Source organism: Paraburkholderia silvatlantica (assembly GCF_003096715.1).
Classification (GTDB): domain Bacteria; phylum Pseudomonadota; class Gammaproteobacteria; order Burkholderiales; family Burkholderiaceae; genus Paraburkholderia; species Paraburkholderia silvatlantica.
This window is the reverse complement of the sequence record NZ_QEOL01000019.1, coordinates 36,156-56,040: the sequence shown is the minus strand read 5'-3', so window position 1 is coordinate 56,040 and position 19,885 is coordinate 36,156. Positions and strand designations below refer to the sequence as shown.

18 protein-coding genes and 1 pseudogene are annotated in these 19,885 nt (G+C 63.0%); 3 read left to right on the top strand and 16 right to left on the bottom strand.

Annotation, left to right across the window (positions count from 1 at the left end; translation table 11 throughout):
* Nucleotides 1-7: 7 nt before the first annotated feature.
* Nucleotides 8-286, bottom strand: a pseudogene (locus C7411_RS23495) (helix-turn-helix domain-containing protein); the annotation flags it as partial.
* 333 nt (nt 287-619) lie between these two features.
* Nucleotides 620-1,270, bottom strand: a complete 651-nt coding sequence (locus tag C7411_RS23490; protein WP_110857938.1) for a GntR family transcriptional regulator — start codon at nt 1,268-1,270, stop codon at nt 620-622.
* Nucleotides 1,271-1,323: 53 nt separating this feature from the next.
* Between C7411_RS23490 and C7411_RS23485 the strand changes: the two genes are divergently transcribed.
* Both C7411_RS23485 and C7411_RS23480 read left to right on the top strand, forming a co-directional pair.
* A complete protein-coding gene (locus tag C7411_RS23485) occupies nt 1,324-2,490 on the top strand; it encodes a pyridoxal phosphate-dependent aminotransferase (RefSeq protein ID WP_110386447.1) in 1,167 nt (388 codons plus the stop codon).
* A 71-nt stretch (nt 2,491-2,561) separates the two neighbouring features.
* Nucleotides 2,562-3,131: a membrane dipeptidase gene (locus C7411_RS23480; protein ID WP_110386446.1), complete on the top strand. Its 570-nt coding sequence runs from the start codon at nt 2,562-2,564 to the stop codon at nt 3,129-3,131.
* Nucleotides 3,132-3,375: 244 nt separating this feature from the next.
* On the opposite strand, the gene C7411_RS23470 is transcribed toward C7411_RS23480, so the two are convergent.
* The 6 genes from C7411_RS23470 to C7411_RS23445 are packed head-to-tail and all read right to left on the bottom strand — an operon-like array spanning nt 3,376 to nt 9,523.
* On the bottom strand, nt 3,376-4,917 hold the full coding sequence (locus C7411_RS23470; protein WP_110386445.1) for an amidohydrolase family protein: 1,542 nt from the start codon (nt 4,915-4,917) through the stop codon (nt 3,376-3,378).
* 28 nt (nt 4,918-4,945) lie between these two features.
* Entirely contained in the window at nt 4,946-5,827 is an 882-nt protein-coding gene (locus C7411_RS23465) for a carbon-nitrogen hydrolase family protein (protein ID WP_110386444.1), read from the bottom strand.
* Entirely contained in the window at nt 5,824-6,636 is an 813-nt protein-coding gene (locus C7411_RS23460; RefSeq protein ID WP_110386443.1) for an ABC transporter ATP-binding protein, read from the bottom strand. The genes C7411_RS23465 and C7411_RS23460 overlap by 4 nt, the downstream gene beginning before the upstream one ends.
* A gap of 1 nt (nt 6,637) precedes the next feature.
* A complete protein-coding gene (locus C7411_RS23455) occupies nt 6,638-7,537 on the bottom strand; it encodes an ABC transporter permease (protein WP_110386442.1) in 900 nt (299 codons plus the stop codon).
* A complete protein-coding gene (locus tag C7411_RS23450) occupies nt 7,534-8,595 on the bottom strand; it encodes an ABC transporter substrate-binding protein (RefSeq protein WP_207786561.1) in 1,062 nt (353 codons plus the stop codon). The genes C7411_RS23455 and C7411_RS23450 overlap by 4 nt, the downstream gene beginning before the upstream one ends.
* 10 nt (nt 8,596-8,605) lie before the next feature.
* Nucleotides 8,606-9,523, bottom strand: coding sequence for an ABC transporter substrate-binding protein (locus C7411_RS23445; RefSeq protein WP_110386441.1), 918 nt, complete (start codon nt 9,521-9,523; stop codon nt 8,606-8,608).
* Nucleotides 9,524-10,002: 479 nt separating this feature from the next.
* Here C7411_RS23445 and C7411_RS23440 point away from each other — a divergent pair, with 479 nt between their 5' ends.
* The gene (locus tag C7411_RS23440) at nt 10,003-10,734 is read left to right on the top strand and encodes a GntR family transcriptional regulator (RefSeq protein ID WP_110386440.1); all 732 of its coding nucleotides are present in this window, start codon (nt 10,003-10,005) and stop codon (nt 10,732-10,734) included.
* Between the two features lie 12 nt (nt 10,735-10,746).
* On the opposite strand, the gene argE is transcribed toward C7411_RS23440, so the two are convergent.
* The 8 genes from argE to C7411_RS23400 form a co-directional block, all read right to left on the bottom strand.
* Nucleotides 10,747-11,943: an acetylornithine deacetylase gene (gene argE / locus C7411_RS23435; protein WP_110386439.1), complete on the bottom strand. Its 1,197-nt coding sequence runs from the start codon at nt 11,941-11,943 to the stop codon at nt 10,747-10,749.
* 155 nt (nt 11,944-12,098) lie between these two features.
* Nucleotides 12,099-13,598, bottom strand: a complete 1,500-nt coding sequence (locus C7411_RS23430) for an amidohydrolase family protein (RefSeq protein ID WP_110386438.1) — start codon at nt 13,596-13,598, stop codon at nt 12,099-12,101.
* Between the two features lie 40 nt (nt 13,599-13,638).
* Nucleotides 13,639-14,487: an ABC transporter permease gene (locus C7411_RS23425; protein WP_243413307.1), complete on the bottom strand. Its 849-nt coding sequence runs from the start codon at nt 14,485-14,487 to the stop codon at nt 13,639-13,641.
* Nucleotides 14,480-15,331 carry an ABC transporter permease gene (locus C7411_RS23420; RefSeq protein ID WP_243413306.1) on the bottom strand — a complete coding sequence of 284 codons (852 nt, stop codon included), beginning with the start codon at nt 15,329-15,331 and terminating at the stop codon, nt 14,480-14,482. The genes C7411_RS23425 and C7411_RS23420 overlap by 8 nt, the downstream gene beginning before the upstream one ends.
* Nucleotides 15,332-15,337: 6 nt before the next feature.
* Entirely contained in the window at nt 15,338-16,396 is a 1,059-nt protein-coding gene (locus C7411_RS23415; protein WP_110386436.1) for an ABC transporter substrate-binding protein, read from the bottom strand.
* 89 nt (nt 16,397-16,485) lie between these two features.
* The gene (locus C7411_RS23410) at nt 16,486-17,673 is read right to left on the bottom strand and encodes an ABC transporter ATP-binding protein (protein WP_243413305.1); all 1,188 of its coding nucleotides are present in this window, start codon (nt 17,671-17,673) and stop codon (nt 16,486-16,488) included.
* Entirely contained in the window at nt 17,670-19,028 is a 1,359-nt protein-coding gene (locus C7411_RS23405) for an amidohydrolase family protein (RefSeq protein WP_243413304.1), read from the bottom strand. Before C7411_RS23405 ends, C7411_RS23410 begins: the two co-directional genes overlap by 4 nt.
* Nucleotides 19,029-19,050: 22 nt before the next feature.
* Nucleotides 19,051-19,884, bottom strand: a complete 834-nt coding sequence (locus C7411_RS23400; protein ID WP_279306310.1) for an amino acid ABC transporter ATP-binding protein — start codon at nt 19,882-19,884, stop codon at nt 19,051-19,053.
* Nucleotide 19,885 lies beyond the last annotated feature (1 nt).

Genomic DNA, 19,885 nt, shown 5'->3' with positions numbered 1-19,885 from the left:
GTTCCGATCATGAGCGAACACGCTGCGTTTCGCCGTGCTGTTTGGCACGACGGATGGCCTGAGGCGGCATCCCGTGGACCTGCACGAACGCACGCCGCATCCGTTCAGGATCGCCGAAACCCACCGCTTCGGCGATCAGTTCGATCGGCTCAGATCCCGCCTGCAATCGAGTCCGGGCCGCTTCGACACGCAGTCGCTCGACCGGTGTCTCGCCGGTCTCACGCCGGAATGCTCGTCCGAACTGCCGGAGACTCAGATGGGCGGCCTCCGCGAGCCGCTCCGTTCTGGATGCGTGCCTATAACGCTGTGGATGTCTCTTACCTAAGTCTAAACGCCGCCTGAAGGTCGTGGCATCGACGATACGGAGCGGCCGAGAATGGCCGACGAACCTTGCCCGTTGTCTCGCACGCGTGAACCCGCAGGTCGCCCATCTCGCGTTGGACCGGACCCTTCTCTGCCACTCGACCATCTACCGTTCAAACGTCTCTTTTCAAGTTGTTACCGACGTTTAATTTGCCAGTCTGCCGGCAACTGCCGACCATCGCGAACCTAGAGATGCTTTTTGATGAAGCCCTCACATTGCTGCTCTAATCATGTGCACCGCCTCGACTCGAGGCTCCTACCGGCACCGCAACGCATGAGCTAGTGCGTCGCCCGCAGACAGAATGTGCGCGGACAGGGCCGCGCACGCTGCTTCCACATCGCTGTCGCGTATCGCCCGGACGATGTTTCGGTGCTCGTCGTTCGAGCGGTCCTGCCAGTTAAGTTGCTGCCACGTCGCGTACAGATGCCGGGAGCTGGTCCGATGCATGTCGCTGATTGCGTCGACGAGTCGCGGCATCCCACATCGCGCTGTCAATGCGCGATGAAACCTTAGGTTCAGCGTGCCGAGCACGGCTACGCCGCGCGCTGCCGACTCCTGATCGAGGATCGCATCGAGTTCCTCCAGAGCACCTGCGTCGAGAGCGGGGATCGCCTCACGCAGCGCCAGCGCCTCGAAAGCGGCGCGCATCTTTGCCATTTCGAGTACGTCCGCCGGCTCAAGCGGCGCCGCCCGCACGCCTCGTCGCGGTTCCACCACTGCCAACCCCTGCGCTTCCAGCCGTCTGAACGCCTCGCGTACCGGCACATGACTCGCGCCAAATTCTGCGGCGATGTGGTCCTGGCGCAGCCACTCTCCCGGCGCAATGACGCCCGAGATGATGCGGTCCGCCAATGCGACGGCAATCCGATCGGCCAGCGAGCGATCTTTCTTGACTTCAAAATTCATTCCGATCATCATTTATCTATTATCTATTAAATTGTAACAAAACTGGAGCTTCGATGCGCCACTACCGTCCTGTCCGTCTGCAACACATCGCCGGCATCGGCGTCGATCGCATGGGTTCGATCGCCGATCATGCCGACGTCGACCTTTTGCGACTCGAAAATCTCGATACCGACATCCCACCCACTATAGAGGCGCTCGCCTTCACCCGAGAGGCAATCCAGCGGGACTCGGCCAACTCCTATTTGCCATTCGTCGGTCAGGATCGGCTACGCGCGAGTGCTGCCGCCCACGTGTCGGCGCTTTCGGGGCAGCGCTTTACGGCCGACCAGGTGGTGGTTTCGGCGGGCGGACTCTCTGGCATTTTGAACGCGCTGCTCGCCACCGTCGAGACGGGTGACGAAGTCATCGTCACCGATCCGACGTACGCGGGTCTGCTCAACCGCGTCCGCCTTGCGGGCGGCATACCCCGGCAAGTGCCGTTCGACTTCACGCCAGGCGGCGAATGGAAGCTGGACCAAGCCGCGCTGCGGGCGGCAATCGGTCCGAAAACACGGGCCATGCTGCTCATGTCTCCCTCAATGCCGTCGGGCGGTTTCTTCGACTCTTCTGACTGGCAACTGATCGCAAGCCTATGTGTGAAGAACGATCTGCTGCTGATCCTCGACAGTGCGATGGAGCGGCTGCTCTTCGATGGACGCACGGTCATCCATCCCGCCGGCCTGCCCGGCATGGCAGAGCGTACGGTCACGGTCGGCGCAGCGTCGAAAGAGCTGCGTATGATTGGCTGGCGGGTAGGCTGGATCGTCGCGCCGGAATGGCTGATTCCCGATCTTGTGGCAGTGTCGCTCGCCAATGTCGTGGTACCGGTCGGCATTGCCCAGGAAGCTGCGGCCGTCGCGCTTGAACATTCCGCATCCGATCTGCCTGGCTACGTGAGCGAACTCGAGAAGCGCCGGGACACGATCGCCGCCGAACTGTCGGGACTACCGTTCGGCATGCCGGCGGGCGGCTGGTCGATGCTGCTGCGCGTCTCCGACTTCAGCCTGACCGGATCGCAGATGTCGGAGCGGTTGCTGAGCCGCGGCGTATGTGCGACGGCTATGGCCGGATGGGGAGTCGCACACGGCGATCAGTACGTCCGTTTTGTGTTCGCGAACGAACCGGTCGAGCGGTTGCGCACGCTCGGAGACAAGGTGCGCTTCGCACTGGAGGACGCGTGACGGTCGCCCACGTGAAGCCCGACTGGCGCGCCGAGCGTCCCTGGCTGGACGACACACCGGTCTGAGATGGCCTGCTGCCCTGGACCGACGTCTTCCTTCCGGCAAACGCGGAGCTTCCGACGCAACTCAAGCGATTTCGCGACGCGGGCATCGACCATATCTCGATCACAGTCACAGCCGGCCGCGATTCGATGGCGCTGGCCCAGGAGCGACTCTGCTACCTACGAAGCGTGATCAACGCATGTCAGGACTGGCTCGTCGTAGCCAGCGGGCAGGATGCGATCGAGACCGCCCACGCGGCGCGGAAGATGTCGGTCTCGTTCCATTTCCAGACGGCCACGCCGCTCAGCGGCAGTCTGAATCTGGTCGATGCCTTTCTCGCGGCAGGCATCGACCGCGCGATCCTCGCGTACAACGAGGCCAATCCGTTCCCCAACGGCTGCCATGAAGTGCGCAACGCGAGATTGAGCGCGCTGGGCCGGCGTCTCGTCGAAAGGATGGATGCAACGGGGATGCGGATCGACCTGAGGCATTGCGGAACTCGCACGAGCCTCGATGTGCTCGACACAGCGCTATTGCGCCCACCGTGTTCTCTCATTCCAACGCACGCTCCTTGTTCGATCACGAGCGCAGGGTTTTGAACAGAGACTTCGAATATGGGTTGTCGTTGCGCACGCCGGGGCGACTCAACGACGGCAGGACACCCAGCGCCTGGAGGGTAGCGAGCATCGTCTCGCGCCTTTCATCGGGTCACCGTTATCCGAGTGCAGAATCACCTGGTTGGGCTGTATCGCTTCGCGCGCGCAGAGGTCACTGGGGTGTTTTTTCCGCCGCTGCCGCCTGGCGGCGGCATTGGCGACGATATAGTCGACCGCCACGACATAGTCAGCTTCGAGACGATGGCGCGTAGAAGGGCTCTCGCCTGGGCGTCTGCGCAAAATAGTCGCTATAGAACGCCTTCACGTAGGGAAATACCGCGGAACCCAATTCACGCTTAGCCTGATCCTGCGAGACTCGCGGTTTCGCGAGCATCTGCTCGATCTCGCGCAGGATCGCATCACGATCCACGCGCGTGAAGCGCCCCTCGTTATATACGACCTCGCCGGCGATCATCACCGTATCGATGGCATTGGCTTTGGCGCGCTGCAAGAGTGCATCCAACATCGGAATGTTGTCGTCCTGATAGGGATACGTGGCCGTCTTCCAGTTCATCAGCACGAGATCGGCCAGGCGTCCGGCTTCGAGGCGTCCGATCTGGTCGCCGAACGGGGTGGTGCGACCGCCGTCTTCGGTGGCCATTTTCAGTATCTGCGGGCAAGTCGGAACGTCGTCGTCCATTCCCGGCGTGCGATGTACGCGCAGTGCGAGGCGCATCTCCTGCAACATGTCGCGGTCCTCGTTGATACCGGCTTCGTCCAGACCCATACCTACCGTGACGCCATACTTGGCAAACGCATTCAACGGCGCCACGCCGCTTCGCAAACGCAGATTCGAACTGCAGTTGTGGCAGATGCAAGTTCCGGTGTGCGCGACCATTTCAATGTCTTCTTCTGTCAGCCACACACCATGGCCGAGGGTCAACGACGGACCGAGCAGCCCGAGATCGTTCAGGTGCGCGACGGCTGTCTTACCGGTCCGGCGGCGCGCGTATTCCTTCTGGTACGCGGTTTCCAGCAAGTGCATGTGCATCGGTACACCGGCTTGGTCGGCGCGTTCCTTGATGGCGAGCAGCGTGTCATCGCCGCACCAGTGCAGGTTCGCTGGTGCAAGCTGAATCCTGGTGAGTGATTGGCCTTCGTTATCCTGGACGAGCATGTCGAATAGCTGGAGATGGTCGGCCAGAGGAACTTGCTGCGCTTTTAGATGCGCGGCGAGCTTAGGTCCGATGTCGGGCGGCAAGCGTTTGACGAAATCTTCGTCGGCTTCGTAGACGAGCAGGTTCTGCTCGCGCACGGCGAAGCTGTACGACGCGCGCATACCGATGTCCTGATACGCCTTCAGAACCCGCGAAGCCGCTTCATGAATCGCCGACAACGGCCCTGGCCGCCAGCCGTGAATGTGCTGCACGGTAGTAATGCCGGAAGCGATCATTTCGAACGCTGAATAGAGCGTGTCGAGATAGAGATCGATCTCGCGAGCGCCCATCCGGCTCGCAAACCAAAGTTCCAGGGCGTGGTCCGCAGAGCCGAGTTGCAGCGGCGTCAGGCCCACATGATGGTGACTGTTGACGAAGCCGGGCATCAATACCGTATCGGCTGAGCCGATGCGCGGCACATCCGGATACCTGGCGATCAGTTCCCGCGCATCGCCAATCTCGACGATCACGCCGTCACGCTGATACAACGCGCCGTCGCGGATGATGTTCGCGGTGTGCCGGTCGTCGACACCTTTGACGATCCACCCAGCGACAATCAATGTTTCTGACATGGTTGTTTTGCCTGAATAGAGGAGAGTTTCAGAACGATGGTGTGTTGTACAGATCGACACGCCGATGGTCGAAGTAAGACAGCTTTTCGCGGGTCGCCGCAATCTCTGCATGCACAAGCGTCGCGCTGACGATGCCAGGCCCTTCATTGCCAGGCCGGCGGGCGAGTACCGCACCGTCGGCAGCGATCACACACGACTCGCCATAGTTGTCGATGCATACGCCATCGAGATATTCGTCGCCTATCTTGTTGGCGCAAACGACGGCCAGCCCATTTTCCCGTGCGTGCGTGCGTAGCTCCCCGACAAAGAAATCCATGTCGTCGCCACCGCTGCCCGCGACAGGCACGATAACGAGATCCGCACCGGCCGCACGCAACGCGCGCCAGCATTCCGGAAAGCGTCGGTCGTAGCAGACTAGTACGCCGATGCGCCATGCGCCTACCTGCACGACGTGCAGTGCGTCGCCAGGCGTGAAGTGCGCGGCTTCGTCGTAGCCGGGCGGCGGGTCGTCGCCGACAGGCAGGTGAAGCTTGCGCGCAACCGGACCGGCGCGTAGCGGCTTGCCGTGCGCATCGAAGCCGAGCACGGCGTTGTGATACCGGCCACTCGCCCGATCGATTTCGTAGAACGGGACGAACAGCGCGATGCCAATCTCCCGGGTCAGCGCAGCGCAGCGCGCGGCGAGGGGACCGTCGGCGGGCTGAGCCCAGTCACGATATTGCCCGCCCGGCGCGCTCGCGAAATACGGCACCATGGAAAGCTCCGGCAAGACGATCAACTGAGCGCCGTCAGCTGTGGCGGCGCGCACGGCTTCGAAAGCGACGGCCTCGTTGCTGGCAAGGTCGGTCGTGCAGGGGGGCAATTGCAGGGCCGCGACCCGAAGTGTGCTCAGGGTTACCGACGAATTCATCGGACCCGCTCCTGCTCGGCGAAGGCGCGATCGACTTCATCGCGCATCAGATCGGTCAGGTGGACGCTGAGATCGTGAAACGCGCGGCTGCGCGTGTCGCGCGGACGAGGCAGCTCGACTGGAATGATGGTTTTGATGCATCCTGGGCGCGCCGTAAATACGACGATGCGGTCGGCTAGCGCGATGGCTTCGTCGATGTGGTGAGTGACGAACACCATCGAGACGCTGCTTTGCTGCCAGACCTGGATCAGGAAGTCCTGCATCTTTGCGCGCGTTTGCACGTCCAGCGCGGCGAATGGCTCGTCGAGCAGCAGTATCTCGGGTTTCAGCGCGAGTGCACGCCCAACTGCAACACGCTGGCGCATGCCGCCCGAGAGCTGGTCGGGCCGTTTGTCGATGGCTTCGGACAAGCCTACACGCTCGAGAATTTCCGCCGCGACACGCCGCCGGTTTTCCTTTGGCATGTGCTGCATTTTCAGGCCGAAGGTGATGTTTTCGCTCACGCTCAGCCACGGAAAGAGCGAGGCGTCCTGGAAGACGAGTCCACGGTCCGTGCCCGGTCCGCTCACCTCGGCGCCGCCGCACACGATGCGGCCGCTGGATACCTGTTCCAGTCCCGCGATGAGATAGAGCAGGGTACTTTTGCCGCAGCCGCTTGGGCCGAGGAACACGACGAATTCGCGACGAGCGATATTCAGGTCGATATCACGCAAGGCGACGAAAGGAGCGCCGTCTGTCGGCCATGTCTTGCCGACGCCCTTGCAGGTGACGAGCGGCGGTTGCGCGCAAGCGGATTCCTTCTGGCTCATATCATTTCCCCAGGCCGTTAGTTGGTACCCAGAACAGCACTTTGCGCTGGACGATTCTCAGCGCAACGTCGAAGGCGAAGCCGGTGACGCCGATCAGCGTCATCGTGAAGAACGACAGGCTCGAGTTGAAGGTATTGCGCGCGAGCATGACGACCTGACCGAGCCCGCTGCCGACGCCTGTCGCTTCCGCCACCAGCACGACCATCCACGCGCCGAACAGATTCATGCGCAGCACCATGAAGAGCGACGGCAAGATGGCCGGCAGAATCACATGGCGGAACGTCTGCGCGCGCGTCGCGCCCATCACGGCGGCGACGTTGAGGTGGGTACGGCTGACGTTGTCGATCTGGCTGATCGTCGAGACGGTCATGACGAAAAAGAGCGAAATGAAGACCATGAAAACGGCTGGCGCATTGCCGATCCCGAACAGGAAGATCGCGACCGGCAGCCATGCAATCGGCGAGATGGGCGCCAGCAACGTGATCGTCGGCAACGTCAGATTGCCGAACAACCGGAAGTAGCGGATCGCGACGCCCATCGCCACGCTGCACACGAAACCCAGCACGAGACCGCTCAGCACCCGTAATGTCGTTGCCGCGATGGTCATGGCAAGCGACTTCAGCGCGGTCGCGTTGGACGTCTCGCCAATCACGTCGGTCGGGATGAAGTACTGCGCCTGCGACGCGAAGTTGCGCAGGAAGATGTGCGGCGGCGGCAGCAGAAGCGGGTCGGCCCAACCCGCGGCCCACGCCAGTTCCCACGCGGCGATGAAGCACGCCAGCGAGGCGACGCCCCAGCCGAGCGGCACGAGTCGCCGGACGAGACCGGCGCGCTGCCGGCTGGTCGCCACCGGGCGCACCCTGTGTCGGTGCGCGAGAAGGGTCGTCGGATCGGCCTTCATGCGGATTTCAGCTTGAGCTGGCCATAGAGATCGGTGTTCTCCTTGATTACCTCATTGAGCGGACCCCAGTCGAACATGTCAGGCCCGGGAAGTCGCTTGATGTAGCGCAGGTCCTTCAGATTCTGCGCCCTCTGCAGGATGAAATTCTGGTTGCCGCGCTGATCGATCATCGCGGGCTGTTTCGCGGCCGCGTCGAGCGTGGCGTCGTAGCTGGTTTTGAAGTACTTGCCGACGGTGTCCTTGACGGCCGAGGCACGGTCCAGTTCTTCCTGATGCTGCGCGGTCATCATCGCCTTGATCAGCGCCTTCACCGCGTCGCGGTTTTCTTGCAGGAGCTTGCTGCGCACCGCGAGAACGCAGTCGGAGTAGTTCGCGCCGTAGACGTCCACACCGTTCGAAAGCTGCACGGACCCCGGCTTCGCTTTCAATGCCTGCGTCGCGTAAGGCTCGATGTGGCACATTGCATCGACATTCCCGGCGATGAACGCCTGCGCCAGCTCCGGTGACGTGCCGAAGTAGCGCACCTTGACGTCGGCGAAGCTCATGCCGGACTTCTTCAGGTAATCGTAGGGCAGCATCTCCAGCGTATCGGCCTGGAACGTGCCGATGGTCTTGCCGCGCAGTTGGGCCGCCGAGGTGATGCCCGGCTGCGCAACGATCACACAGCCTTGCACGCCTGAGCCCGCGACGATCTTTATCGGCGCGCCGGCATCGTAGAGCGTCATGAAGTTGGTGTACGGCACCACGGAGACGTCCACGACCCCCGCGCCGAAGAGCGCCGCGATGTCCGCATTGGACGGGGTGGTTACGAAGTCGAGCGCGACGCCTAGCGCGAGGTTGCGTTCCTTTACGAGAAAGAACGGACAATTGCAGAGCCCCGTGCCGTGTGTCGCCTTGAGGGTCAGCGGGCCGGCCGCCATAGCCTGTGGAAGATAGGCTGCGCCCAACGCCGCGGCGCCGGCCAGACACGCGCCGCGCATCAGAAATTCGCGTCGCGTGCTGCCGAGTTCGGTCAACGGGTAACCATTCGGGTCTTGCTGAACAAATTTCCTGAACATCGCGTGGTCCTTAGAGAGGTTGAACGGCAGATGAGGATGTGAAAGTTTCCGCAGGCGATTGCGCGAGCGTTTGTTCCAGCAGGTCGAAGCTGAAAATCTCTCCGATCGAGCCTGATACCCGCATTCGTCCGAGCGCCTCCAGCGACCGGGCACGCGCGAGGATGCACTCGCGAAGCGGGCGAATATCAATGATCGGCGGTTGCGCAGCGATCCCTGCGAGCAGCTCGTCGAGCGTGAATTCGGGGTAGCGGTACGCGCTGGCGCTCAGGGCTGAGCGGGGATTTTTCGTGATCGCTTCCTGGGCGTCGAGCATCGCGCGTAAGGCCGCGCGGACGATCTCGGGATGCGCGTCGAGAAAGCTCTTGCGGGCGACGAGCAAGGTGTCGGGATAGTCGTCTCCCCATGCCTGCAGGCCGTCGCAAAGCACCTCGAAGCCGCGCAGACGAAGGCGGGAAATCCACGGTTCGATCAAGGTGAGCGCCGCGAGTCGACCGCTCATCAGATCGGCGACTGCGCCGGCTAGTGACGGGTACAGTATGCGTTCGATCTGCGTGGGGTCCATGCCGTGCATCCGCAGCGCGTCGTGCAGCAGAACCTCCATTGGATCGTCGGCGAAGGTTCCGGCACGCTGGCCGCGCAGCTCGTTCATCGACAGGCCTGGCCGCCCCACGAGCGCCATACCGAGCTTGCCGCTGCCGCCGACAATGCGCAGCGGATCGGGCCGGTCATGATCGACCAGCGCCTGTGTAAAGCCGGTTGTGCCGAGTTCAGCCCCACCGCCTCTCAGTAGTGCCGCAGTGGAACTGAAATGTGCCAGCGGCGGCGCTTCGACCTGCAGGCCTTGGCGCTCGAACAGGCCGGTATCGACCGCGACGAACAACGCGAGATTGGAAAGCGCACTGCCGTGCGCCAGGAGCAGTTTTCGCATGACGGGATTTCAGGCGTCAGGGGAATCGCGTGGACAGATGGCTTGCCGCACGCAAGGGTTTGATGACGGTTAGCGAAGACCGTGCCAGCGAGCGGCGCTCCGTGTGCGCTTTGGCGCATCGCTTTGTTTACAGGATATTTTGAATATTGTTCTTTGAACATATAAGAAGTTGTACACAATTTTTTCTGAAAGTGTGTTCGAATTGACGCACCACAATGTAGCCGGCTGGCCGTTTCTGCACCTTCATGTTGCGCAGGGCACAGTGACTGGGCATCATGCGTCTATACCAAATTGGTACGAGATTTGAAGGCGTGGTACACACAATCGTCCAACTGTCGCTCGCAATTGAAATACAATCTGTCGCATAATTTGTGTGCAATATGGGCGATAATCTATCGCAGTGGCGAGGAGGTGCAATCGGTGCATTGCATCGCGCATGTTGCCTTTTTCGTGATTCAACTCATTACCGGGACCCTTTCATGCCGACCAATAAGAAGAGGGCGAAGACAGCCGAAAACGAAGTGGCCGGCTCCTTCGACGGCGCCCATCGCCACGTGATTTACGAGCGCTTGATGAATGCGATTTCGGAGCATCGTCTGCAGCCCGGCACGAAGCTCTCGGAAGACCGGCTCGCCGCCATTTTCAACGTGAGTCGGACTACCGTGCGGTCGGTATTGCAGCAACTGGCGCACGAACTCGTCGTGACCATCGTGCCGAATCGCGGCGCTTTTGTTGCGAGCCCGACGGTAGAGGAGGCGCGCGAGTTGTTCGAGGCGCGCCGTCAGATCGAATTGCCGATTATCGAAAAGGTATGCCGTTGCGCCACGAAGAAGGACTTGGCGCGTTTGCGCGCGCATGTGGCACAGGAGGACGAGGCCCGTAGGCGCGATGACCGGCGCACCACGGTACGGCTTTCAGGCGAATTCCACGTAATGCTCGCGCAGGTGTCGGGTAACCGCTTCATCGAGCGCACCATGCGCGGGTTGCAGATGCTCACGTGCCTGACGATCCTGCTTTATAACGCGCCTACCGCGCAGGCGTGTCTGCACGACGAACACGCGCGCCTGATCGACGCAGTGGAAGCGGGCAACGCGAAGCTGGCGCAGAAAATCATGGACGAGCATCTCGAGCATATCGAGGCAACGTTGCGATTGCACGGCCCGGAGGAAGAGAACGACGACCTGGAGTCGATCCTCGTTCATGGCCTCTGATGGCGATAAGACTCAGGGCGCCGTGAGCGTGGCGAGTACGCGCCGCAGGAACTGGTCGCATTCGGCCAGCTGCGAAAGTTCGACGGATTCGTCGGCCTTGTGCGCGTCGTCGATGCTGCCCGGGCCGCAAATGACCGTGGGAATTCCCGCTTGCGAGAACAGGCCGGCTTCGGTGCCGTAAGTCACCTTGCGGGTTTCGAAGTCATTGCACAGCGTGCGTACCAGTCTGGTGATGGCGGCTTGCTCAGCGCTGTCGAGCGACAACGTCGTGCTGACCTTTTCAAATGAGATCGCCGCGGCATCGGAGACTTCGCGCATCTGTGGCTCGAGTTCCTCGCGCGCGTAGCGCGCAATCTGTTCAAAGAACAGTTCCGGATCTTCGGAGGGCAGATTGCGGTATTCGAAGAAGAATTCGCAATCGTCGGGAATCGTGTTGATTGCGTTGCCGCCCTTGATCAGGCCGGTTTGCGCCGTGGAATACGGTACGTCGAATGCGCGATCGAACGGGCCGTTGCGGCGCAGGGCATCAGCGGTATCGCGGATCCGGCAGATCAGGCGCGCGGCGTATTCGATCGCGTTGACGCCGCTTGGCGTACGCGACGAATGGGCGGCTACGCCCTTTACGCAGCACCGGTAGGCGTTGTTGCCCTTATGGGCGACCACGGGGCGCATGCTGGTCGGCTCGCCGACGATGCAGCCAGCCGGCCTGATGCCCCGTTGCGCAAGTTCAGCCAGAAGCAGGGGCGCACCAAGGCAACCGACCTCCTCGTCAAAGGAGAAGGCGAAATGAAGAGGCTCGCGTAGCCGGTGCAGCCGGATATCGGTCAACAGGCCGAGCGTCACTGCGATAAAGCCTTTCATGTCGCACGAGCCGCGGCCGTAGAGTCGCTCGCCGCGGATGATTGGATCAAAGGGATCGCTTGACCAGTTCTGACCGGTTACGGGAACGACATCGGTGTGCCCGGACAGCACGACGCCGCCATTCTGTTCCCCGGTAAAGGCCGGCACCGTCGCGAACAGATTGGCTTTCTGTTTGGCCCTGTCATAGACCAGCAGCGTTTCTATGTGATGGGCTCGAAGGCGGTCTCGGATCGCTTCGATCAGGCCGAGATTCGAACGGCTGCTCGTCGTATCGTGTCGAATCAGTTCGTCGGCCAACGCGAGATAGGCGGGGGCTTCGTTCGTGTCCAGTGTTGGCTGATCAAACATCACATGTGCCGTCGGGCCCTCGGAATGACATTGAACGATTGTGGGTGGACGAAATTCCCAATGTGTCCGTCAACGTATGCGGCCCCGCCAAGCTGAGCGTCGCAAGCGCAGCAGCGGCGCGCATCTGGATTGCCTGGTGCGGGAGTCCGTCGTCGTCATCCGGCCAGTTTCGCCGGATGAGGTTGCCAGGCGGCCTGCAGTGCCTGGGCGCGTGCGTAGACCCTCTCCATCTCCACGCGCAGCGGCGCGACGGATTCATCCGCGAGGTCGAACTCCTCGCCCAGTGCCTGGTAAGCGGCGTTGATCTCCCGCAGCAGCGCGCCTTCATCGACGCGCGTGAGTCGTCCGTTCCGCATGACTGCTTCACCCGCAACGAACACGCTGTCGATAGCGGCGCCGCGCTCGGCATACACCAGTTGCCGCACCGGATCGGTGAGCGGCGAGAAGCTGATCGCGTCGGTCCGGTAAGCGACCAGGTCGGCGCGATACCCCGGCTCGATTGCACCGAGCTGGCTGCCTAGTCCGAGCGCGGTCGCGCCGCCGATCGTCCCCGCACGCAGTGCTTCAGCTGCGGACAGCCAGCGCGAATAATCGTCGCCGCGTATCTTCGACACCGCTGCGGCGCTGCCAAGCACGTTGAGCATATTGACGGTGACCGTCGACGCGCACCCGTCGGAGCCGAGACTCACGTTGACGCCCGCTTCGAGCAGCGCCCGCACGGGTTGAACGCCTGAGCCGAGCATCAGATTGCTCCATGGATTATGCTGCACGCTCGCGCCCGATCGAGCCAGACAGGCGATCTCCGCATCCGACAACCAGACCGCGTGGATCAGCGACGTGCCGGGTCGCAGAAATTCCAGCTCCGCAAGGCGCATCACCATGGACTTGCCGTAGAAGGCTTGCGCCGTTACCACCTGCAAGCGGGTTTCCTGAACGTGGATGATGACCGGTAGATCATGGGTGTCGGCGAATTCGCGGCAGCGCGCGAGAAATTCCGGCGTGCAGCGCTGCGGTGCGGAAGGGGCGATCAGCATGCCCACCCGATCATGCTGCGGATGGTGATGCGCCAGCTCGTTTTCCAGCAGCGCGAAGAAGGCGTCGGGAGAAGGGCGCGGCTGCGCGCGTAGTTGCGCAAGCAGCGCAGGCGGGAAAATGCTGTCGACCTCCGGGAAGTTGTCGACGATCGAGCGATCCATCATCGAGAACCCCACAAGCGCGCGAATCCCTGCGTCCTCGTAGGCCTGGAAGATAGCGTCGACGGCGGCCGGGTCAATGGCCTGACCGAGGCTCACGTCGTCGACGAGCGTGGTTGCGCCGGTGCGCAGCGATTCGAGCGCACCAATCAACGTTCGCAGATAGACCTGACGCGGCGTCAGCTTGACGGGGCGCGGCGAGCGCACATAGTGCATCCACAACTCGAGCGGCAGGTTCTCGAGCCGTCCCTTGTGAAAGTGCTCGTGCGAATGTTGATGGCCGTTGATGAGCCCCGGCACCAGCAGGCAGTCGTCGAGCGGTATGCGCTCGCCGTCGGCCGCGCTGCCGCCCGGCACGATGGCGGCGATGCGCTCGCCTTCGATGACGACATCCACGCGCCGTTCCTCATAACGCTGTTGGGTGCCGAGTAAAGCTCTGACGTTGGAAAGTATTTTGCGCACGGTCTTTGCTTGATCGAAGGGAAGGGGTTGACTGCGGCAGCTAGCGAAACTGCCGCGACAGACCTGCGAGTCGCTCCATCAGCAGCATGGAAATCAAGGTGGCGATAATCAGTACGCCCGAGGCCGCGGCTGCCCGCACGTCGAGGCTGTCCTCGATGATGTGCCAAAGATGGATGGGCAGCACTTCGGATCTCGCGTCCGACAGGAACAGCGACAGCGCGACGTTATCGAACGAATTCATGAACGCGATGAACGCCCCCGACGCAATGCCCGGCACCAGCGCGGGTAGTACGACACGGCGAAACGTGAACCAGCCACCCGCGCCGAGGCACGTCGAGCTGTCGAGCAGCGCAGGATCCAGCTGCGCATAACTGGCCGAGGTCGTGTACAGCACATACGGCGCGCACAGCGCGATGTGACCGGCGAGCAGGCTGTAGAACGAGAGCCCCGCGCTGTCGAGATTGAACAGGATCAGAATACCCAGACCCAGCGCCAGCGACGGAATGGTCAGCGGCGCCATGAAGAACGAATCGAGCACTCGCGCGCCGAACGTGCGACGGCGCGCGAGCGTGACCGCGGCGGCGACCGCCAGCACGGTCGCGCAGGCGGTTGCAGCGGCAGCCAGCTTCAGGCTCAACATCAGATCGTCGATGATCTCCGGCGAATCGAAGATCAGCGCCTGATACCAGCGCAATGACAGTCCCGGCGGCGGGAACTTCAACGAGTAGCCTGACGTGAGCGAGGTCACCAGAACGATCAGCGTGGGCCCGATCAGCATCAGGAGCCCGATGCCGCCCATCAAGCCCATCACTGCATTGAACGACCGGCGACCCGGCTGGGTGTGCCGCGCTGGCATGACGCCCGGCGCGGCGAGCGTGGATTTAGCCATGGACAAACCCTCTGGTCTTGCGGCCGAAATAGTTGAGCAAGGTCACCACGAACAGCACGCTCACCAGCAGAATCACCGCAAGCGTCGCCGCAAACGGATAGTTCTGCGTCTGGATGGCCTGTTCGTAGATGTAGAACGGCATGTACATCAGCTGGCCGCCACCCACCAGGGTTTGAACCACGAACGCGCTGACCGCGCCGGTAAGCACCAGCAGGGTTCCGCTGAGCAAACCCGGCATGGCGAGCGGCACTGTGATCTTCCACCAGGTGCGCCAGCAGCTGGCGCCCAGCGCATGCGAGGCCTCGGGCAAGCGCGTGTCGAGCGCCGTGAGCGTGGTGACGAGCGGCAACACCATCAACGGCAATTCGATCTGCGCAAGCGAGAGGATCACCGCCAGCGGCGTGTAGAGAAGCTTGACCGGTTGGCCCGTGTGCCGGAGTGCCATCAGCAGCGCGTTGACCAGCCCTTCGTTGCCGAGAATGACGACCCACGCAAACGTGCGCACCACCGAACTGGTCAGAAGCGGCAGCAGAATCAGCACGATCAGCACACGCCGCCAGCGCGGCGGGCTCACCACGTACAGATGCGCAACCGGATAGCCGAGCACGATCGTCACCAGCGTGGTCGCCACGCCGAGCCAGAGCGTTTGCCAGAGGATGCCGCGGTTATAGCTGTCGCCAAAGAAGACCATGTATTGGCGAATGCCGAAATGCGTCATGGCGGTGTCGTTGTGCAGGCTGACCAGCGCGACGAGCAGGAGCGGCATGCCCACGAACGCGACGAAGAACAGACCCAGTGGCAGCACGAGCAGCCAGTCGCGCGGCATCCGGTGATTCGCCTTCATGATGCGTCAGACCTTGACCAGACGGTTGAAGCGGTCGATGTACTCAGCGCGGCGCGGATTGACGCGTGCCCAGTCGACCTGCACGAACGACGCCATCTCATTGGCGTCATGCGCGATAGCGGCGAGCGCCGCGCCAAACGGCACCTTGGTGTTGGTCGGCGCGACGTAGTAGGGCGCGCTCGTCATCTGCTGCTGCACTTCTACGCTCAATGCGGTGTTGATATACGCCGCGGCGAGATCTGCCGCCTGAGTGTTCTTGACGATATTCATCGTGCTGCGCACCATGCCCCAGTTGCTTTCGGGGCGCGCGAGCGCCACCGGCACGCCCTTGGCCTTTAGCGATTCCACGTTGTTGATGTAGTGGCAGGCAATATCCACCTGATCTTGCTGGAACAGCGTGCCGAGTGCGCCCGGATTGGCGGCAACCGCGCCGACGTTAGGCATCAGCCGCTTGATGTAATCGAACGCTGGGTCCATGTGATCCTCGTCGCCGCCTAGCATCTTGGCGAGCGCCACCATCCATACCGTGCCCAAGGTGGAGTCAAGACTCACGAGGCCAACGCGGCCCTTGAATTCCGGCTTGAGCAAATCGTTCCACGATTTCGGCGTGGTCTTCACGCGCTCGGTGTTGTACGCGATGCCATAGACCTGCGCGGACACATAGACACCCAGACCCTTCGGGTCGATGAAGTGCACGGGCAGACTCGCCAGGTTCGGCACCCGGGCTGCAGGAATGGGTTCGAACACGCCTTGCGCGATGCCCTGCAGGTAGGGCCCCTCGTCCATCATGACCACGTCGAACGGCGGGTTGTTGCGCGCGGCCACCAGCTTGGTCAGCGTGTCGACCGCTTGCGATGCGGTGAGCACGGCGCTCACGCCCGCCGCCTTGCGAAACGCGGGCAACAGGATCTTGCGTTGCGACTCTTCCCACGCACCGGGAAACGTGGTGGCGGCGAGGGATGCGGACGCAGCCATGGCAAGCGGGCTGCCGAGGGACAGGCCGACAGCCCCCGCTGCGCCCATCAGTTGCAGGAGCTTGCGACGTTGGTAATCGATCAGCGACATAGGACCTCTGGATTGGTAGTCAGGTAGTTGAACAGGATGAACCGGCGATAACGAAGCGGACGGCAGGTTGGACCAGGACCTTCGTGACCCTAGACACCCGTGGTATCGGGTTGCGCCGCCTTGAACGTGCGCACTCGCGCGCCCGGCTTGAAATCGAGCGCGACGCGCATGCCGGGGCGCAAGTCGGCACCCTCTGCGCGTGGCATGGAAATCTTCACGGTACGTCCGGCGTCGCTCTGCAGATCGACCACCAGCGTGGGACCGATCGGCATCGCCAGTTGCACTGTAGCCAGCAACTGACGCGCGCTGGCGCCGGGCTGCGGCAACTGCCATGCCCACTGCTCGGGGCGAACCGCCAGCAGCGCTGCGCCCGCATCGCGCCACGGGCCGGGCTGGGCAACGGTCAGCGCGGCGCCGTCGTCGAAGTGTGCCAGGCACCGGTTGTCGTGCATGCGCAGGGTGACCGGCAGCAGATTCGCCGTGCCGACGAAGGTGGCGACGAAGGGGGTGGCCGGCTGATCGTAGATCGCGACCGCCGCGTCGTATTGTTCGAGCCGCCCGCGATTGAGCACCGCGACCCGGTCGGCCATGCTCATGGCCTCTTCCTGATCGTGCGTCACCATCACGGTCGTGATGTTCAGTTCGCGTTGCAGCCGGCGGATTTCGATCTGCATATCGAGCCGCAGGTTTTTGTCCAGCGCTGCAAAAGGCTCGTCAAGCAGCAGGATGCGCGGTTCGACGGCAAGCGTACGGGCCAGTGCCACGCGTTGCTGCTGTCCGCCCGACAACTCGCGCGGGTGGCGTTTCGCCAATGCGTCCATGCGCACCGTCTCGAGCATCTGCATGGCCCTCCGAGCGGCATCCCGACGCGCGACGCCGTTGGCTTCGAGCCCGTAGGCGACGTTCGCGGCGACCGTCATGTGCGGAAACAGCGCGTAGTTCTGGAAGACAATGCCCACGCCGCGCTGGCGTGGCGCGAGGCCGTCCACGCGTTGCCCACCGATATGCACCTCGCCCTCGGACTGCACCTGCAGACCGGCAAGGATGCGCAACAGGGTGCTCTTGCCGCAGCCCGATGGGCCGAGCAACGCAACCAGCTCGCCCGCGGCGATTTCAAGCGTGACGTCTTCGATCACCGGCACGGCGGCGAAACGATGCCGGATGCCGCGCATCTGCACGGTGGCACCAGTTTGCGAGGTGCGTGCTTGCGAAGCCGCGAATTCGGCGCCGGCTGCGCCGTGCTTCGACTGCGAAATGACACTGTGCGGGGTGCTCATGTGCTTGCCCTTTTCCATAGTTGCGTGGCGGCGTGTTTTCCAGCGGCGATGACGGCATCGGCGTCGCAACGGGTGGGGGCGCCGCCGTCTACCACGAGCTCCCCGCCCACGACGACCATCTCGACATCGCGCCCAAGTCCCGTGTGTACCAGCGTGCCCAACGGATTGGGGTGCGGTGTCAGATGCGCGCGCTGGAAATCGAATACCGCGAGGTCCGCGAGCCAGCCTGTCTTCAGGCAACCGAGCTCGTCGCCGAGGCCCATGGCCTGCGCGCCGTTGCGCGTCGCCATCGCGAGCGCATCGGCGGGCTGCCAGTCGGCCGAGACTTCGCCCAGCTGGATGCGCGCAATGGCTAGCGCCCAGCGCATCACCTCGGTCATATCGGCGTGCATGTTATCGGTGCCCAATGCAATGCGCGCTCCGGCGTCGCGCAGACGCGGCGTGGGCGCCATCGTGCCGCCCGTCGCGTTGCCCTTGGGGATGTGCGCCACCGTAATGCCGGCCCGTCCGGCGCGTGCAATGTCGTCATCGTCCAGATACAGACAGTGCGCCGCCACGAGCCTTTCGTTGAGCAGTCCGACTTCGTCGAGCAGCTGCGCGGGGCTCTTGCCGGAACGCTGCTTCACCACGCTGACTTCGGTACGGCTTTGCGCGAGATGAGTCGTCACGCTGAGATCATGCGTGCGCGCTGCGTCGGCAATGAGACGCAAAAAGTCGTCGGAGCAGGTGTCGGGCGCGTGAACGGCGAGTTGGACGCCGGTGCGCCCGTTGCGCTTGCGATGCCAGCGGCCGGCGAGCGCGAGCGCGTCGTTGAGCGTGCGCTCGCCGGTTGCGGCATGGTATTCCCAATGCCCGTCGGCGACCCCCGAAAAATCGACATCGTGCAAACGTCCGCACGAATACACACGCAGGCCGAGTTCGGCCATGGCTTCCATCGTCAGGTCTGCGTGGACATAGCTGTCATTGATCAGCGTCGAGCCGAACAGCATCGCTTCGAGTGCGCCGAGACGCGCCAGCGCGATGGCTTCGTCCGGGCGCACGTCATGGCCGTGCGGAATACCGGGCGTGTAGGCGGGCGCGAAGCCGAGGTCTTCGGCCACACCACGCACCATCGTCAGAATGGCGTGGGTATGGACGTTCACGTAGCCCGGCACGATGACGCGTCCATCAAGCCGGCGCGTGGTCCGCGCGCGTGTCAGCGGCGGCAGATCGTGCGCGCGGCCGACAAAGGCGAGACGCTCGCCGCGGATGCCGATGGCCGCGTCGTGCAGCAGCGGTTGCGCCGGGTCCATCGTCACGGCGGTGGCGCCGAGCAGCAGAAGGTCAAGATCAAGCTCGATAGGTGGGGCAGTCATCAGTCAGCCGGTCCGCTTCAGTTCAGATGTGCAGGTGCTTCAGGAAACGCCGGGTGCGCTCTTCGCGCGGACGGTCGAAGACGTCGTGGGGCGTACCTTGTTCGACGATCGCGCCGGCATCCATGAAGACAACCCGATGCGCGACGTTGTGCGCGAAGCTCATTTCATGTGTCACGACCATCATCGTCATTCGGGCAGCGGCGAGATCGCGCATCACGTCGAGCACTTCGTTGACGAGTTCCGGGTCGAGCGCCGAGGTCGGTTCATCGAACAGGATCATCTGTGGCTCCATCGCGAGCGCGCGGGCAATCGCCACGCGTTGCTGCTGGCCACCCGAGAGTTGCGCGGGCCGCTTGTCGACGTGCTGCGCGAGATGGACTTTGTCCAGGGCACCCTGTGCGCGAGCGCGAGCTGCATCGCGCGAGAGTCCCAGCACACGCTGCGGGCCGGCGGCGACGTTATCCAGCGCACTCAGATGCGCGAACAGGTTGAAGCGCTGAAACACGAAGCCGAGGCGGCTGCGTTGCCGCGCCAGGTCGGCTTCGGGCAGCGCGCGCCCGTGCTCCGACAGCCCGATGCGCCGGCCGCCAAGGCGGATCGTGCCGCCGTCCGGTCTCTCCAGGAAGTTGAGGCAGCGCAGGAGCGTGGTCTTGCCGGAACCCGACGGCCCGATCAGAACCACGGTCTCGCCGTGCCCGACCTCCAGCGAGACGGAGGGAAGGATGACCTTGTTTCCGAAGCGCTTGTGCAGCCCTTCTATGGAGAGCAGCGTTGCAGCTCCGCCTTCATGCGTGCGCGCGGCTGCGTCCATAGCGGACGCAGCGGGCAGCTCAGAGGCGGTAACGGTGGAAGACATG

Excerpts from the sequence above, each read along its gene's own strand:
- C7411_RS23485 (WP_110386447.1), top strand. The coding sequence starts at position 1,324 with ATGCGCCACTACCGTCCTGTCCGTCTGCAACACATCGCCGGCATCGGC.
- C7411_RS23470 (WP_110386445.1), bottom strand. The coding sequence starts at position 4,917 with ATGTCAGAAACATTGATTGTCGCTGGGTGGATCGTCAAAGGTGTCGAC.
- C7411_RS23450 (WP_207786561.1), bottom strand. The coding sequence starts at position 8,595 with ATGTTCAGGAAATTTGTTCAGCAAGACCCGAATGGTTACCCGTTGACC.
- C7411_RS23440 (WP_110386440.1), top strand. The coding sequence starts at position 10,003 with ATGCCGACCAATAAGAAGAGGGCGAAGACAGCCGAAAACGAAGTGGCC.
- C7411_RS23415 (WP_110386436.1), bottom strand. The coding sequence starts at position 16,396 with ATGTCGCTGATCGATTACCAACGTCGCAAGCTCCTGCAACTGATGGGC.
- C7411_RS23410 (WP_243413305.1), bottom strand. The coding sequence starts at position 17,673 with ATGAGCACCCCGCACAGTGTCATTTCGCAGTCGAAGCACGGCGCAGCC.
- C7411_RS23460 (WP_110386443.1), bottom strand. The coding sequence starts at position 6,636 with ATGAGCCAGAAGGAATCCGCTTGCGCGCAACCGCCGCTCGTCACCTGC.
- C7411_RS23400 (WP_279306310.1), bottom strand. The coding sequence starts at position 19,884 with ATGTCTTCCACCGTTACCGCCTCTGAGCTGCCCGCTGCGTCCGCTATG.
- C7411_RS23420 (WP_243413306.1), bottom strand. The coding sequence starts at position 15,331 with ATGAAGGCGAATCACCGGATGCCGCGCGACTGGCTGCTCGTGCTGCCA.
- C7411_RS23445 (WP_110386441.1), bottom strand. The coding sequence starts at position 9,523 with ATGCGAAAACTGCTCCTGGCGCACGGCAGTGCGCTTTCCAATCTCGCG.
- C7411_RS23465 (WP_110386444.1), bottom strand. The coding sequence starts at position 5,827 with ATGAATTCGTCGGTAACCCTGAGCACACTTCGGGTCGCGGCCCTGCAA.
- C7411_RS23455 (WP_110386442.1), bottom strand. The coding sequence starts at position 7,537 with ATGAAGGCCGATCCGACGACCCTTCTCGCGCACCGACACAGGGTGCGC.
- C7411_RS23490 (WP_110857938.1), bottom strand. The coding sequence starts at position 1,270 with ATGAATTTTGAAGTCAAGAAAGATCGCTCGCTGGCCGATCGGATTGCC.
- argE (WP_110386439.1), bottom strand. The coding sequence starts at position 11,943 with ATGTTTGATCAGCCAACACTGGACACGAACGAAGCCCCCGCCTATCTC.
- C7411_RS23425 (WP_243413307.1), bottom strand. The coding sequence starts at position 14,487 with ATGGCTAAATCCACGCTCGCCGCGCCGGGCGTCATGCCAGCGCGGCAC.
- C7411_RS23405 (WP_243413304.1), bottom strand. The coding sequence starts at position 19,028 with ATGACTGCCCCACCTATCGAGCTTGATCTTGACCTTCTGCTGCTCGGC.